This window comes from Mesorhizobium temperatum (assembly GCF_002284575.1).
Lineage (GTDB): Bacteria > Pseudomonadota > Alphaproteobacteria > Rhizobiales > Rhizobiaceae > Mesorhizobium > Mesorhizobium temperatum.
This window is the reverse complement of sequence record NZ_NPKJ01000041.1, coordinates 71,548-86,530: the sequence shown is the minus strand read 5'-3', so window position 1 is coordinate 86,530 and position 14,983 is coordinate 71,548. Positions and strand designations below refer to the sequence as shown.

The 14,983-nt window shown below is 63.5% G+C and carries 15 protein-coding genes and 1 tRNA gene; 6 read left to right on the top strand and 10 right to left on the bottom strand.

All coding sequences use genetic code 11. The features are described from left to right. Positions 1 to 26: 26 nt before the first annotated feature. The 4 genes from CIT26_RS12405 to CIT26_RS12390 all read right to left on the bottom strand — a co-directional run bounded on the left by CIT26_RS12405 (position 27) and on the right by CIT26_RS12390 (position 3,198). Positions 27 to 1,592 (bottom strand): amidase, encoded by a 1,566-nt coding sequence (locus CIT26_RS12405; protein WP_095492848.1) that lies wholly within the window; start codon positions 1,590 to 1,592, stop codon positions 27 to 29. Continuing rightward, positions 1,592 to 2,050: a GNAT family N-acetyltransferase gene (locus tag CIT26_RS12400; protein WP_095492847.1), complete on the bottom strand. Its 459-nt coding sequence runs from the start codon at positions 2,048 to 2,050 to the stop codon at positions 1,592 to 1,594. The genes CIT26_RS12405 and CIT26_RS12400 overlap by 1 nt, the downstream gene beginning before the upstream one ends. 7 nt (positions 2,051 to 2,057) lie before the next feature. After that, positions 2,058 to 2,345, bottom strand: a complete 288-nt coding sequence (gene gatC, locus CIT26_RS12395; protein ID WP_095492846.1) for an Asp-tRNA(Asn)/Glu-tRNA(Gln) amidotransferase subunit GatC — start codon at positions 2,343 to 2,345, stop codon at positions 2,058 to 2,060. A gap of 145 nt (positions 2,346 to 2,490) precedes the next feature. Beyond that, positions 2,491 to 3,198, bottom strand: a complete 708-nt coding sequence (locus CIT26_RS12390) for a metal-dependent hydrolase (protein WP_095492845.1) — start codon at positions 3,196 to 3,198, stop codon at positions 2,491 to 2,493. A 100-nt stretch (positions 3,199 to 3,298) separates the two neighbouring features. Here CIT26_RS12390 and ruvX point away from each other — a divergent pair, with 100 nt between their 5' ends. After that, the gene (gene ruvX / locus CIT26_RS12385; RefSeq protein WP_095492844.1) at positions 3,299 to 3,784 is read left to right on the top strand and encodes a Holliday junction resolvase RuvX; all 486 of its coding nucleotides are present in this window, start codon (positions 3,299 to 3,301) and stop codon (positions 3,782 to 3,784) included. Here the strand turns inward: ruvX and CIT26_RS12380 are convergent. The 3 genes from CIT26_RS12380 to CIT26_RS12370 form a co-directional block, all read right to left on the bottom strand. Then, a complete protein-coding gene (locus tag CIT26_RS12380; RefSeq protein WP_095492843.1) occupies positions 3,751 to 4,062 on the bottom strand; it encodes a DUF6105 family protein in 312 nt (103 codons plus the stop codon). The two genes, ruvX and CIT26_RS12380, sit on opposite strands and share 34 nt — an antisense overlap. After that, the gene (locus CIT26_RS12375) at positions 4,062 to 4,640 is read right to left on the bottom strand and encodes a hypothetical protein (protein WP_095492842.1); all 579 of its coding nucleotides are present in this window, start codon (positions 4,638 to 4,640) and stop codon (positions 4,062 to 4,064) included. The genes CIT26_RS12380 and CIT26_RS12375 overlap by 1 nt, the downstream gene beginning before the upstream one ends. Positions 4,641 to 4,765: 125 nt before the next feature. Next, complete coding sequence (locus CIT26_RS12370; RefSeq protein ID WP_095492841.1) at positions 4,766 to 6,394, bottom strand: DNA alkylation response protein; 1,629 nt, start codon at positions 6,392 to 6,394, stop codon at positions 4,766 to 4,768. Positions 6,395 to 6,552: 158 nt separating this feature from the next. Between CIT26_RS12370 and CIT26_RS12365 the strand changes: the two genes are divergently transcribed. From CIT26_RS12365 to dprA, 4 genes are read left to right on the top strand one after another with little or no spacing between them, the layout of a single operon-like run. Continuing rightward, positions 6,553 to 7,518, top strand: a complete 966-nt coding sequence (locus CIT26_RS12365) for an aspartate carbamoyltransferase catalytic subunit (protein ID WP_095492840.1) — start codon at positions 6,553 to 6,555, stop codon at positions 7,516 to 7,518. Then, positions 7,515 to 8,801 (top strand): dihydroorotase, encoded by a 1,287-nt coding sequence (locus tag CIT26_RS12360; protein ID WP_095492839.1) that lies wholly within the window; start codon positions 7,515 to 7,517, stop codon positions 8,799 to 8,801. Before CIT26_RS12365 ends, CIT26_RS12360 begins: the two co-directional genes overlap by 4 nt. Positions 8,802 to 8,819: 18 nt before the next feature. Then, positions 8,820 to 9,407: a glycerol-3-phosphate 1-O-acyltransferase PlsY gene (gene plsY, locus CIT26_RS12355; protein ID WP_095492838.1), complete on the top strand. Its 588-nt coding sequence runs from the start codon at positions 8,820 to 8,822 to the stop codon at positions 9,405 to 9,407. After that, positions 9,404 to 10,528 (top strand): DNA-processing protein DprA, encoded by a 1,125-nt coding sequence (dprA, locus tag CIT26_RS12350; protein WP_095492837.1) that lies wholly within the window; start codon positions 9,404 to 9,406, stop codon positions 10,526 to 10,528. The genes plsY and dprA overlap by 4 nt, the downstream gene beginning before the upstream one ends. A gap of 135 nt (positions 10,529 to 10,663) precedes the next feature. Here the strand turns inward: dprA and CIT26_RS12345 are convergent. Then, a tRNA-Lys gene (locus CIT26_RS12345) sits at positions 10,664 to 10,739 on the bottom strand. A 262-nt stretch (positions 10,740 to 11,001) separates the two neighbouring features. On the opposite strand from CIT26_RS12345, the gene CIT26_RS12340 reads away from it, so the two are divergent. Further along, positions 11,002 to 11,556, top strand: a complete 555-nt coding sequence (locus CIT26_RS12340; protein ID WP_095493059.1) for a BA14K family protein — start codon at positions 11,002 to 11,004, stop codon at positions 11,554 to 11,556. A gap of 77 nt (positions 11,557 to 11,633) precedes the next feature. On the opposite strand, the gene glpK is transcribed toward CIT26_RS12340, so the two are convergent. Then, positions 11,634 to 13,127 (bottom strand): glycerol kinase GlpK, encoded by a 1,494-nt coding sequence (gene glpK, locus CIT26_RS12335; RefSeq protein WP_095492836.1) that lies wholly within the window; start codon positions 13,125 to 13,127, stop codon positions 11,634 to 11,636. Positions 13,128 to 13,211: 84 nt separating this feature from the next. Further along, positions 13,212 to 14,954, bottom strand: a complete 1,743-nt coding sequence (locus CIT26_RS12330) for an ABC transporter substrate-binding protein (RefSeq protein ID WP_095492835.1) — start codon at positions 14,952 to 14,954, stop codon at positions 13,212 to 13,214. Positions 14,955 to 14,983 lie beyond the last annotated feature (29 nt).

Here is a 14,983-nt window from a genome sequence, read left to right as displayed (position 1 = left end):
CCTCACCCTTCAGATGGGAGACGACACTACCACCACTTTTCTGGCTGGAACGTACCCGCCGCTTGTTCGATGACATGGGCCGTCTGGAACAAAGTTTCCTCGTCGAAGGGCCGGCCGATGAGCTGCAGGCCGAGCGGCAGGCCCTTGGCGTCTAGCCCTGCGGGCACGGCGATGCCCGGCAGTCCAGCCATGTTCACCGTCACCGTGAAGATGTCATTGAGGTACATCTTGACGGGATCGGCGGCCATGTCCTCGTCGGCGATGCCGAAGGCCGCCGATGGCGTTGCCGGTGTTAGGATGACATCGACGCCCGCCGCGAATGCATTCTCGAAATCCCGCTTGATGAGATTCCGCACCTTCTGCGCCTGCAGATAGTAGGCATCGTAGTAGCCGGCAGAGAGGACATAGGTGCCGATCATGATGCGGCGCTTGACCTCGCGGCCGAACCCGGCGGCTCTGGTCTTTTCATACATGTCGACGATGTCCTTGCCCGGCACGCGCAGCCCGTAGCGGACGCCGTCATAGCGGGCGAGGTTTGATGAGGCTTCGGCGGGCGCGACGATGTAATAGGCCGGCAGCGCATATTTGGTATGCGGAAGCGAAATGTCGACGATCTCAGCACCGGCATCTTTCAGCCAGGCAATGCCTTTCTGCCACAGCGCCTCAATCTCCTCAGGCATGCCGTCGACGCGGTATTCCCTGGGGATCCCGACCTTCATGCCCTTGATCGGCTTGCCGATCGCCGCCTCGTAATCCGGCACCGGCCGGTCGACCGAGGTGGTGTCCTTCGGATCGACCGAGGCCATGGACTTCAAAAGAATCGCGGCGTCACGCACATCGCGGGCGATCGGTCCGGCCTGGTCGAGCGACGAAGCAAAGGCGACGATGCCCCAGCGCGAGCAGCGGCCGTAGGTCGGCTTGATGCCGACCGTGCCGGTGAAGGCGGCGGGCTGGCGGATCGACCCGCCGGTGTCGGTGGCGGTGGCGCCGGCACACAGGAGCGCCGAAACGGCGGAGGCCGAGCCACCCGACGAGCCGCCCGGCACAAGCTGGGCATTGTCGAGCGTACGTGCAGTCCGGGTACCGCCGGCCGAGACAAAACCGCCATCGCCCTGATGCGTGGTCGGCATCACTACCGTGTCGAGGCGCGAACGCCGCCACGGATTGACGACAGGGCCGTAGTAGGAGGTCTCGTTGGAGGAGCCCATGGCGAACTCGTCCATGTTGAGTTTGCCGAGCATGACGGCGCCGTCGGCCCACAAATTGGCGGTGACGGTCGATTCGTAGTGCGGCTTGAACCCATCCAGCACATGGCTGCAGGCCTGGGTGTGAATGCCTTCGGTGCCGAACAGGTCCTTGATCCCGAGCGGAATGCCTTCGAGCGCCCCGCCCTCGCCCTTCGCCAGCTTCGCGTCCGAGGCCCTGGCCATGTCGCGCGCCTTGTCGTCGGTAACGACGACATAGGCGTTGAGCGCCGGATTGGCCCGCTCGATCGCCTGGAGATAGGCTTCGGTGATCTCGGTTGCGGTGATTTCCTTGGTGCGCAGCATGGCGCGGGCCTGCGAAATCGTCAGGTGGGTCAGGTCGCTCATCAGGCAAGGCTCTTTTCGTAAAACACCGACCACTCGGTATCAGGGTAGTCCAGCACCGGGCCGCAGCGCGAAAATCCGGCGCGTTCATAGACGGTCCACGCAGCCGGATGGCGGTCGCCGGTTTCCAGCACCAAACGCTTCAGCCCTTCATTGCGCGCCAGCGCTTCGATCCGCTCGACGATCCTGGCGCCGATCTTCTGTCCGCGATGCGAAGGCCGCGTGTACATGCGCTTGACCTCGCCGACGGCGCCATCGTGGCGCTTCAGCGCGCCGCAGCCGATGGCAAGGCCGTTGTCGCGAGCGATGAAGACAGTTGTGTCATTGTCGGCCATCTGTTCGACGGTCATGTGGTAGCAGTGCTCCGGCGGCGTCAGTTCCAGCAGCGTGTCGTTGAGTTCCTTAACCAGCCCGCGCACGTCGTCCTGCAGCGGCGTCTCGATGGCGATCTCGATTGCCATCGGCCCGCTACTCCACGACCTTCGGAACGAGGAAGAAATTCTCTTCGGTGGCAGGTGCGTTGGCGACGATGTCGGCCGCCTTGCTGCCGTCGGTGACGACGTCCGGGCGCTTCTTCATCTCCATCGGGATAACTGAAGTCATCGGCTCGACGCCGGAAACGTCGACCTCGTTCAATTGCTCGACAAAGCCCAGAATGGCGTTCAACTCGCCGGTCATGCGCTCGGCATCTTCCTCGCTCACCGCAATACGGGCGAGACGCGCGACGCGCTTCACAGTCTTGACATCAACGGACATATTTGTTTGTGCCTCGGGAAAACCAGTCCGCGCTATAGCGGCGCGGCGCGTGCCGCGCAACATGCATCGTGCCGAGAACCGGCCCAGAAGGTCCATGGCAGGGCCACGCCGTCGCAGAGGAAATAGCTGCCGGCTTTGGCATCCTCTACAAGGCGATCGTCCCGCCGATCTCCGGCAACGCCACCTTCACGCCGGATCCCTCCAACCCCGCGACGAACTTGTCGGCGGTCTGCTCGATGATCGGGAACGTGCCGAAGTGACTGGGGATGACGGTCTCGAACTGAAAGAAGCGCCGGCAGGCAAGGGCTGCCACTGCGCCACCCATGGTGAAGCGGTCGCCGACCGGCACGATGCCGATCTTCGGCTCATGCAATTCGTTGATCAGCGCCATGTCGGAAAAGATGTCGGTGTCGCCCATGTGATAGAGCGTCTTGTCCTCCGGAAAATGCAGGACGAGACCGCCTGGATTGCCGAGATAAGTGTTCTGGCCATTGTCACCTGGAAACGACGATGAATGCAGCGCCTGGACGAAGGTGGTGGTGAAACCGCCGCAATCGACGGTGCCGCCGATATTGCCGGGATTGATCTTCTTGTCGCTGGCGCCCTTGCCGACCAGGTACATGCAGACCTCGAAATTGGCGACCAGCATGGCGCCGCTTTTCCCAAGAACTTCCAGCGCACCGCTGATGTGATCGCTATGGCCGTGGGTCAAAAGGACATGCGTCACCCCTTCCGCCGGCTCTTCCCAGCCGCCCGTCCATGACGGATTGCCGATCAGATAGGGATCGATGAGGATTTTCGCGTCGGTGGTTTCGATGCGAAATGCGGAATGTCCGTACCAGGTCAGTTTCATGAATGCCTTCCTCGATTTTTGCTTCCCCAAAGGATAGAACGCCGGCAGTGAAATTAAAGTCCCGCAGCGTCCTTCGCGGGCAGCAGTCGAAGGAAAGCCGGTGAGCATCATCACCATCGAAGAGTTGCCGGCGCGGCTCAGCGGCGGCAAGACGCTGGCCGGGCTCGACCTCGGCGACAAGACCATCGGCGTCGCGGTTTCCGACCGGGGCTTTGCCTTCGCCCACCCGCGTCCCGTCATCATGCGCAGGAAATTCTCGCTGGATGCAGCGGTACTGCTCGCCTTGCTGCAGAAAGAGAACGTCGGGGCCGTGGTGCTCGGCCTGCCGGTCAACATGGACGGGTCGGAAGGCCCGCGCGCCCAGAAATCCCGCGCCTTCGCCCGCAACATGGCTGCTGTGACCGACCTGCCCTTCGTTTTGTGGGACGAGCGACTGTCGACGGTGGCGGCTGAGCGGACGTTGATCGAGATGGATTTTTCGCGCCGCAAACGCGCCGGCAAGATCGATTCGGCCGCGGCGGCCTTTATTCTGCAGGGCGTTCTCGACCGGCTTCAGGCGCTCGGCGTCGGTGCCTGGTCGAAATAGCGGTCGCGCATTATCCTGATCCAGCCACCGATCACCCGGCGGCGGCGAAACGCCCAAAACGCCATGAGCAGCAGACTGTCGAGGAAGCAGGCCTTTGCCACCATGCCGGGAATGAGCGCCGGATCGATGCCAAGCATTTCCCCATAGAGCTGGAAGACGAGGTCATGCAATTGGCGGCTCAGCATGACGTAGCCGAAATTGATATCGTTGAGCGACAGGAAGAACCAGCCCCAGAACAGGGCGAGCGGGGCCGCCCATAGCGCGAACAAGGTGCGCATCAGCGGCCATCCCTCAAGTTCGTATCCGGCCCGAAGCTTGCGTCCGGCCGGCCGGAAATGCGCGAGAGCGCCGAGTTGTGCGCCGCCGCCTTCGCCATCACATGCGCTGCGGCATGGACTTCACCGGTGCCCGGAACCGTTGCGGCAAGGGCCGACCGCCGCTCTGCGAGCATGGCGACATAGGAAGCCAGCAGTGCCGCCAGTTGCACCGCGATAGCCATGAACAGCCCGTTGATGCCTTGCGCGGCGCCGCCGACGACAATCAGTGACAGTACGCCGGAGGCGGAGATGAAGGCGACGCGCACGACGCTGTCGGTGGCGTCCGGATTTGTCGGGTCGCTAAACAGAGTCTCGACAAAAGCCCAGCAGAACAGCACCGCTACAACAAGCAGCGCTACGGCAAGCGGTGCCACGACGACGGCCTTTTCGAGGTCGACGAAGCGGATATTCTGGACGACGACGCCGAGCACGCCAAGCGCTGCCGCAACACCGCGATTCCCGTCGATGCAGATGAACGCCAGCAGGGCGAAAACGACCGCCCAGTGCAAGGCCAGAAAGGAGCTTAATGTATGCCGCATGGCGTTCCTGCTTTCGTAAACAGGACAGTGGGCTTTGCCGCCCGCCATCGCAATGGAAACCATTTGTTAAGGTTAACGGTCATCCACAGCGGTGCGACAGACGAGAAACCCTCCCAAGTCTCTTCTCAGGTGACCGGCGGATAGAGCGTGTCGACGATCATACGCGCGTCATGGCGTGAATCGAGCATGCCATAAGTGTTGCGCCACTGGCCGGCGAGGCGCGTCTCGACGAAGGCGTCGGCGATCCGTCCTGCCCCCAGCCTGCGAAGCTCCGCCGCTGCCGCCGACAGCGCCAGTTGCTCGGTGAGCAGGCGGGCCGAGCCCTCGTCGGTTGCCGCCACCTGCATTGCCGCCTTGAGCACACCGACGGTGCCGCGTCCGCCGGCGCCGAGATCGCGATCGATGCCGGCCAGCACCTCCTCGAACAGGCCGGGTGCACGCCCCAGCACGCGCAGCACGTCGAGCGCCATGACATTGCCGGATCCCTCCCAGATCGCGTTGACCGGAGCTTCGCGATAGTAGCGGGCGAGCGGCGCCTCCTCGACATAGCCATTGCCGCCGAGGCATTCCATCGCCTCATAGAGCAGCGGTGGTGCGATCTTGCAGACCCAGTATTTGACGACCGGCGTCATGGCGCGAGCGAAGGCCGCCTCGCCGCGGTCGCTGGCCGCCTCGTCGAAGGAGCGCGCCAGCCGGAACGACAGCGCGGTGGCCGCAGCGACGTCGAGCGCCATGTCGGCCAGCACACGCTGCATCAGCGGCTGCTCGATCAGATTGGTTCCAAACACCTGGCGGTGACGGGTGTGGTGGACGGCCTCGGCCAGCCCGGCACGCATGATCGCCGACGAGGCGATCGCGCAGTCGAGCCGTGTCAGCGTCACCATGTCCATGATCGTCTTGACGCCCGCCCCTGGCTCGCCGACCATCTCGCCGATGGCGTTGACGAATTCCACTTCGGACGAGGCGTTGGAGCGGTTGCCGAGCTTGTCTTTCAGCCGCTGGAAGCGGAAGCCGTTGCCCGATCCATCGCCGAGAATGCGGGGAACGAGAAAGCACGAGAGTCCTTCCGGCGCCTGTCCAAGCACCAGGAACGCATCCGACATCGGCGCCGACATGAACCATTTGTGGCCGGTCAGCCGATAGAAACTGCTGCCGGCGCGCTCGGCCCTGGTGACGTTGGCGCGGACGTCGGTGCCGCCCTGCTTCTCGGTCATGCCCATGCCGAGCGTCAGCCCGGCCTTTTCGACCGGCGGCTTTTGGCCCTGGTCGTATTTGCGTGTCGTCACACGGGGCGCCCATTCGCGAAAAAGCTTCGGGCTTGCCATCAGCGCTGCCAGCGATGCGCTGGTCATGGTGATGGGGCAGAGATGCCCGGTTTCGAGCTCGGCCGTCAGGTAGAAACGGGCGGCGCGCACCTGATGACGGCGGCCGATCTCGGCATCGCCATTTTCCCAGACCGACGAATGCAGCCCGTTCGCCACCGACCGGCGCATCAACGCGTGATAGGCTGGATGGAACTCGACCAGATCGATGCGCCGGCCCTGCCGGTCATGGGTCCTGAGCTTCGGCGTCTCGACATTGGCAAGGCGGGCCAGCTCCTGCGCCTCGTGCGACAGCACGAAGCGGCCGAGCCCATCGAGATCCTTGCGCACCGGATCGGAAAAACGCTCGGCAAGCTGGATCAGCAACGGATCGCCCCGCCAGGCGTTGCCGCCTGCCAGCGGCGGCGGCTGGTTCGTCACGTCGTCGGTCACGCACTGTCCTTATCATCACAAGGCCACGAATCCGAAGCCATCGGCGGTTTATAGCCCAAGCCGCGCAACGCGCGCGACGAAAATACCGGGGAGAAAGGCCGCAATCCAAAGCTGGTGCTTGCAGCCAAAGGTCCTCCACCCTATAGCAGCGCCTTGAGATGACCGACGCTTCGTCCCTGCCACTCTATCCCCACCGCCATCTTCTGGGCATCCGCGATCTTTCCCCCGCCGACATCGAGCTTTTGCTGGACAGGGCGGACCGGGCGGTCGCGATCTCGCGGCAGTCGGAGAAGAAGACCTCGACGCTGCGCGGCCGCACCCAGATCAACCTCTTCTACGAAGCCTCGACCCGCACGCAGTCGTCGTTCGAGCTGGCCGGAAAACGGCTCGGTGCCGACGTCATGAACATGTCGGTGGCCAGTTCTTCGGTGAAGAAGGGCGAGACGCTGATCGACACGGCGATGACGCTGAACGCCATGCGGCCGGACATATTGATCATCCGCCACCAGTCGGCGGGTGCCGCCGCCCTGCTGGCGCAAAAGGTCGGCTGCTCGGTGATCAATGCCGGTGACGGCGCCCATGAGCACCCGACGCAGGCGCTGCTCGACGCGCTGACCATCCGCCGCGCCAGGGGCCAGCTGTCGAAGCTGATCGTGGCGGTCTGCGGCGATATCCTGCATTCGCGCGTGGCGCGTTCCAACATCATGCTGCTCAATGCGCTCGGCGCCCAGGTCCGGGTCGTGGCGCCGTCGACGCTTCTGCCCGCCGGCATCGAGAAAATGGGCGTGATCGTCACCCGTTCTATGGCCGAAGGGCTCAAGGACGCGGATGTGGTGATGATGCTGCGGCTGCAGCGCGAGCGCATGGAAGGCGCTTTCGTGCCTTCGGTGCGCGAATATTTCCACTATTTCGGCCTCGATGCGGAGAAGCTGAAGGCGGCCAAGGACGGCGCTCTGGTCATGCATCCCGGGCCAATGAACCGCGGCGTCGAGATCGCCTCGGAAATCGCCGACGGTCCGCAGAGCGTCATCCAGGAACAGGTGGAGATGGGTGTTGCCGTGCGCATGGCGGTGATGGAAGCCCTGCTCGACCCCCGCCGCAATTATGAGGGCCGCGGCGCATGATCACAACGGTCTTCAGCCGGGCCCGCATCGTCGATCCGTCGCGCGGCATCGACGAGGTCGGCACGGTCATCGTCGAGGGCCGCAAGATCGTCGCTGCCGGCAAGTCGGCCTTGAACCAGGGCGCTCCGCAAGATGCTACCGTCATCGACTGCGCCGGCAAGGCTGTTATCCCCGGTCTGATCGATGCGCGCGTCTTCATCGGCGAACCGGGCGGTGAGCACCGCGAAACCATCGCTTCGGCCAGCGTGGCGGCGGCCGCCGGCGGCGTCACTTCCATCGTCATGATGCCCGACACCGACCCGGTGATCGACAATGTCGCGCTCGTCGAATTCGTGCTGCGCACCGCCAAGGACACGGCCATCGTCAACATCTTTCCGGCGGCTGCGATCACCAAGGGCCTCGAAGGCCGCGAGATGACCGAATTCGGCCTGCTGCGCGAGGCCGGCGCGGTCGCCTTCACCGACGGGCGGCACACCATATCAAGCGCACTGGTAATGCGCCGCGCGCTGACCTATGCGCGCGATTTCGGCGGCGTGATCGCGCACGAAACCCAAGACGCCGACCTCGCCTCATCAGGCGTCATGAATGAAGGCCTCTATGCCAGCTGGCTCGGCCTTGCCGGCATTCCGCGCGAGGCCGAGTCCATTCCGCTGGAGCGCGACCTTGCGCTGGCGCGGCTGACCGGCGGCGCCTATCACGCGGCCAAGATCTCGACGGCCATGGCGGCAAACGCGGTAACGCGGGCGAAAGCCGACAGCGCGAATGTCACAGCAGGCATCTCGATCCACAATCTGTCGCTCAATGAGAACGATGTCGGCGAATACCGCACCTTCTTCCGGCTGACACCGCCGCTGCGCGCCGAGGAAGACCGGATGGCGATGATCGAGGCGGTCAAGGACGGCACGATCGACCTCATCGTATCCTCGCACGACCCGCAGGACGTCGACACCAAGCGTCTGCCCTTCGCCGACGCCGCGGCCGGCGCCATCGGCCTGGAAACGCTGCTGGGTGCGGCGCTGCGGCTCTATCACAATGACGACGTGACGCTGCTTAGATTGGTCGAGACATTGTCCACCGCGCCGGCAAGGTTGTTCGGCCTGCCCGGCGGCACGCTGAAGCCAGGCGCGGTCGCCGATCTTGCGCTGGTCGATCTCGACGAGCCATGGATCGTCAGCGAAAGCGATATCCGTTCGCGCTCGAAAAACACCTGTTTCGAAGGCGCGCGGCTGCAGGGCAAGATCTTGCAAACGATGGTGGCGGGCCGCACAGTGTTTTCAGCCTAGGGCATATCTGGGGGAACAATGGCTTACGGCATCGTCTTGGCGCTGGTGTTCGGTTATCTCCTCGGCTCGATCCCGTTCGGGCTCCTGATCACCCGCGCCGCCGGCCTTGGCGACGTCCGCAATATAGGCTCCGGCAATATCGGCGCCACCAACGTGCTGCGCACCGGCAACAAGGGCTTGGCTGCCGCCACGCTGCTGCTCGACGCGCTGAAAGGCACGGCGGCCGTGCTGATCGCCGGTCGCTTTGCACCGGAACTCGGGCCCTGGGCCGGCCTTGGCGCCTTCCTCGGCCATCTCTTTCCGGTCTGGCTCGGCTTCAAGGGCGGCAAGGGTGTCGCCACCTATCTCGGCGTGCTGACCGCCCTTGCCTGGCAGGTGGCGCTGATCTTCGCCGTCGTCTGGCTCGCCGTCGCTTTCCTGTTTCGCTATTCCTCGCTGGCGGCGCTGACGGCTGCAGTCGTCGTGCCGATCGCGCTCTATGTCCTCGGCTCGCCTGAGATTGCCGGGCTGTTCGTGCTGATGAGCCTGATCGTCTTCATAAAACACCGGGCCAACATTGCGCGGTTGCTGGCCGGCACCGAGAGCAAGATCGGGGCCAAGGAGTGAGCCAGCGCGCCGCCGGGCCGCGGCTCAGCGACCGACAGCGGTTGAGCTGGCTTCGTTTGATCCGCACGCCGAATGTCGGCCCGGCCACCTTTCGCGACTTGATCAACCGCTTCGGCTCGGCCGAGACGGCGCTCGAGATGCTGCCCGAGCTGATGATTTCGGGCGGCGCCAGAAAGAGCGTCCGCATCCCTTCGATGGCCGAGGCCGAGGCGGAGCTGGAGACAGCCCGGCGGGCCGGCGCCCGCTTCGTCGGCATCGGCGAGGCCGACTATCCGCCACTGATGAAAAGCATGGACCACCCGCCGCCGCTGCTCGCGGTCAAGGGCGAAGGCGCGGTGTTCCGCTTGCCGGCGGTTGCCATCGTCGGCGCCCGCAACGCCTCGCTGGCCGGCATCAAGATGGCGCGGACGCTCGCCGCCGAACTCGGCCGCGACGGCTACGGGATCGTCTCCGGCCTGGCGCGCGGCATCGACACGGCAGCACATCAGGGCAGCCTTGCGTCAGGCACGATCGGTGTGCTGGCCGGCGGCCTCGATCTGCCCTACCCGCCCGAGAATGCCGGGCTGTGCAACGAGATTGCCGAGCGCGGCGGCGCCATCATTTCGGAAATGCCGTTCGGCTGGCAGCCGCGCGCCCAGGATTTTCCGCGCCGCAACCGCCTTGTCGCCGGCGCAGCATTGGGGCTGGTCGTGGTTGAGGCCGCGCAACGCTCCGGCTCGCTGATCAGCGCAAGGCTTGCCGGCGAGATGGGCCGGCTGGTCTTCGCCGTCCCCGGTTCGCCGCTCGATCCGCGCGCCGCCGGCGCCAACGCCTTGCTCAAGGACGGCGCCACCCTGGTCACCGAGGCATCGGATATTACCAATGCAATCGCCCCCTTAGTCGGAGTGCATACACGAGAGGCGCCGCCGCTCGAAGAGCCGCCCGACTTTTCCGCAACGCCGCCACCCGGCGAACACGACCGCGCCCGCGTCATCGAAGCCCTCGGCCCAACGCCGGTGGCGGTCGACGAAATCATCCGCCACACCGGCCTGCATCCCGCCCAGGTTTTCATGGTGCTGTTGGAACTCGACCTCGCCGGCCGGCTGGAGCGCCACGCCGGCGGGAAGGTCTCGCTGGTGTGATCGAAGTCTTCCGGATCTCTCAGCACACGATTCTTGGGAGAACCTGCCCCGATGCTCGCCGCCTCTTGCCGGTCGCGTTTGTCGTGGCAGTAATCCGCGGATAAGCCTAAGTAACTGAATTTTAACGTGAAACAATGGTGAGCGCGCAGGGATTCGAACCCTGGACCTACTGATTAAAAGTCAGTTGCTCTACCGGCTGAGCTACGCGCTCCCGCGGGCTCAGAATGCCGCCCTCGAAATTGCGCGGAACATAGGGAGAGTGCCTCGACCGGTCAACCGGAAAAGTGGGCACGTAAGCCGGGCTTTTCGCGGCCTCATGGCGCCTCGCAAAACGTCTCGACAAGGTCGGAGTTGCTGTCTCGCACAAAAACCGAGACGCGTTACAAATCAGCAGCTTGCTATTTTTCGCGGAACAATTGCGCAACCTGCCCGTTTTTATCGCTACAAGGGACGACGCTTTCAAGGAGAAGATCATGAACAGGATCATGTCGGGCTTGCTGGCGACCGCGTTGTCAGCGTCATTCGCTGTAGCGGAGATCGTGCCCGTCAACGCCCAGCCTATCTACGTGCCGCTGGGTCAGAACGTCTCGTCGGATGTCCAGACCGTCGAGCACAGGCGGTGGAGGAAACGCAGTTTCAACCGCGATTTCTCTCGTCGCGATTTCTCCCGTCGCGATTTCCGCCGTGAGTTCCGTCGCGATTTTTCCCGTCGCGATTTCCGCCGTGATTTCCGCCGTGATTTCCGTCGCGATTTCGCCCGTGACGATTTCAGGTATTGGCGCGGCCATCGCGGCTATCGCTACTATCGTCCCGGCTATCGCCGTTACGGCGACTACTGGTTCCCGCTGGCTGCCTTCGCCGCTGGCGCGCTGATCACCGGCGCGATCATCAACAACCAGTACCGCCCCGTCTATCGAGGCGGTTCACACGTGGAGTGGTGCTACAGCCGCTACAGATCTTACCGGGCCTATGACAACACGTACCAGCCTTACTACGGCCCCCGCCGGCAGTGCATCTCGCCCTATTGATCAAGCCCGGGCAGAGTTGAGTAAGGGTTGTTGAAGAGCCCGCGCCGGCAACGGCGCAGGCTTTTCGGTGCGCGAACTTACAGCATGCTCAGCGTCCGGCGCACAGCATCGCGCCAACCCGCCAGCTTTGCGGAACGGACCGAAGCTCCCATATCCGGCTTGAATCTCCGTTCGAGAGCCCAGCTCTTGGCGAATTCCCTTGTCTTAGGCCAGACGCCCGCCTTCGAGCCGGCCAGCCAAGCCGCGCCGAGTGCCGTCGTCTCCAAAATGGTTGGACGGTCGACCGGCGCATCGAGGATGTCGGCAAGCCGCTGCATCGTCCAGTCCGACGCCACCATGCCGCCATCGACCCTGAGAACGGTCTTCGCTGAAGCGCCCTTCCAGTCCTTGCGCATGGCATCGAGCAGGTCGCGGGTCTGGAAAGCCACGGATTCCAATGCGGCGCGGGCAAATTCGGCCGGGCCCGAATTGCGGGTCAACCCGAAGATGGCGCCGCGTGCGTCGGCGTCCCAATGCGGCGCGCCAAGCCCGACGAAAGCCGGCACCAGATAGACTTCTTGAGTCGGGTCGGCGCTCGCCGCCAACACGCCGCTCTGCTCGGCCTTGCCGATCACCTTGATGCCGTCGCGCAGCCATTGCACGGCTGCCCCGGCGATGAAGATCGACCCTTCCAGCGCATAAGTGGTCTTGCCGTTCAGCCTGTAGGCAATGGTCGTCAACAGCCGGTTCTTCGAGCGCACCAGATCGCTGCCGGTGTTGAGCAGCGCGAAGCAGCCGGTGCCATAGGTGGACTTCATCATGCCCGGCTCGAAACAGGCCTGGCCGATGGCCGCCGCGTGCTGGTCGCCAGCCACGCCGAGGATTTTTATCTCTGCGCCAAACAGGCTTTTCTCTGTGATTCCATAATCGTCGGCGCAATCCTTCACCTGCGGCAGCATTTTTCGGGGTATGCCGAAAATGGCCAGAAGCTCGTCGTCCCATTCATTCTTTTCGATGTTGTAGACTAGCGTGCGCGAGGCGTTGGTGGCGTCGGTGGCGTGAACTTTTCCGCCGGTCAGCCGCCAGATCAGAAAGCTGTCGATGGTGCCGGCCAGCAATTCGCCGTTCTCGGCGCGTTTTCTGGCGCCCTTCACCTTGTCCAGCATCCAGGCGATCTTGGTGCCGGAGAAATAGGGATCGAGCAGCAGGCCGGTCTTTCTGGTGAACTTCTTCTCCAGTCCCTGCTTCTTCAATTTCTGGCACAGCGGCGCGGTGCGGCGGTCCTGCCAGACAATCGCGTTGTGGATCGGCTTGCCGGTCGCCCTGTCCCAGATGATGACGGTCTCGCGCTGATTGGTGATGCCGATTGCCGCGATGTCGGCGGCCTTTCGCCCGGCAGCAGCCAAGGCTGCCTTGCAGGTCGAAACGACCGTGTCCCAGATTTCCTCTGGATCGTGCTCGACCCAGCCGGAGGCCGGATAGTGCTGGGCAAACTCCTTTTGTCCGCTGCCCACGAGTTTCATGGACCCGTCGAACACGATGGCGCGGCTGGACGTGGTGCCCTGGTCGATCGACAAGATGTATCCGGTCATGCTGTCTACCCCTCAGTTACAACGAAGGGAGACGGCTCGCGCCGCCTCCCTGTGGTCTCTTTCCGCTTTGGCGGTTCGGCAAGCCTACTGGGTGGTCCAGCGCTTTATCAGTTCCTCATAGACGATGGTCTCGCCTTTCGGCTTCTCGTTCTCGAGTTTGGCCTTAGGACCGTTCGGCTTGCCCAACCATTCGGCCGGATCTTTCGGCTCGTTGAGGCGCGGACCACAGCCGCCATAGACCTTAGCGGACTCGTCGGCGGCCTGCATGCGGGCCATCGTGATGTCCATTTCCTCAGCGAGGCGGTCCATCGCCTGCTGCGGCGTGAACGCCCCGGAGTTCACATCGCCGATCTGCTGCCACCAGATCTGGGCGAGCTTCGGGTAGTCGGGCACGTTGATGCCGGTCGGCGACCAGGCGACCCGGTCTGGAGAGCGGTAGAACTCCACCCAGCCGCCGAGTTTGGGCGCACGGTCGGTAAACGACTGATGCCGAATGTCGGAATCGCGGATCAGAGTGAGCCCGACATGGGACTTCTTCAAAGACACGGTCTTCGACACGACGAACTGCGCATAAAGCCAGGCGGCCTTGGCACGATCGGCCGGGGTCGATTTCAGGATCGTCCAAGAGCCCACGTCCTGATAGCCGATCTTCTGTCCTTCCTTCCAGTACGGGCCGTGCGGCGACGGGGCCATGCGCCACAACAAATTGCCCTCATCATCGACCGTGTTGTTGCCTTCCGACTTGGGCTTCACCATGTCGGCGAGGAAAGCCGTGTACCAGAAGATCTGCTGGGCCACGTTGCCTTGGCTCAGCGCGGGCAGCGACTGGTAGAAATCGTAGCTCGCTGCTCCGGGAGGCGCAAAGTTGCGCAGCCACTCGTCCCACTTTGCGATGGCATAGACCGACGCCGGACCATTCGCCTCGCCACCGCGCGAAACGCTCGCGCCGACCGGATTGCAGGTGCCCGCCTCCATGCGAATGCCCCATTCGTCGATCGGGATGCCATTCGGCTCGCCGGGGCTGCCGGTGCCGGCCATGGACAGCCACGCGTCAGTCATGCGCCAACCGAGATCGGGTGCGCGCTTGCCGTAGTCCATATGTCCGAAGACCTGCACGCCGTCGATTTCCTTCACGTCCTTGGAGAAGAATTCGGCGATATCCTCGTAGGCGGACCAGTTCACCGGGACGCCGAGATCGTAGCCATACTTGGCCTTGAACTTTTCCTTGAGTTCCGGCTTATCGAACCAGTCCTTTCGGAACCAGTAGAGGTTGGCGAACTGCTGGTCCGGGAGCTGGTAGAGCTTGCCGTCCGGGCCGGTCGTGAACTTGATGCCAATGAAGTCTTCGAGATCGAGCGTCGGAAGGGTGACATCCTTGCCTTCGCCGGCCATGAAATCGGTGAGATTCACGGCAAGCTGCAGCCGCGAATGGGTGCCGATCAGGTCGCTGTCGTTGACATAAGCGTCATAAAGGTTGCGGTTGGTCTGCATCTGGGTCTGCACGGCCTGGACGACTTCGCCCTCGCCGAGGATCTGGTGGTTGACTTTGATGCCGGTGATCGCCTCGAACGCCTTGGTGAGCACGGTCGATTCATAGGTGTGTGTCGGGATACCTTCCGACAGCACGTTGACTTCCATGCCGGCGAAGGGTTTCGCGGCATCGACAAACCATTGCATTTCGGCTTCCTGAGCCGCGCGATCAAGGGTCGAAAGACCATTGATTTCCGTGTCAAGGAATGTCTTGGCTTCGTCCATGCCTGCGTAGGCCTGACTGGCCCCGAGCAGCAGGACTAGTGCCGTTGTCGATGTTAGTAGGTGACGTCGCATGAGGTTCCTCCCATTTCGGTTTCAAGTGC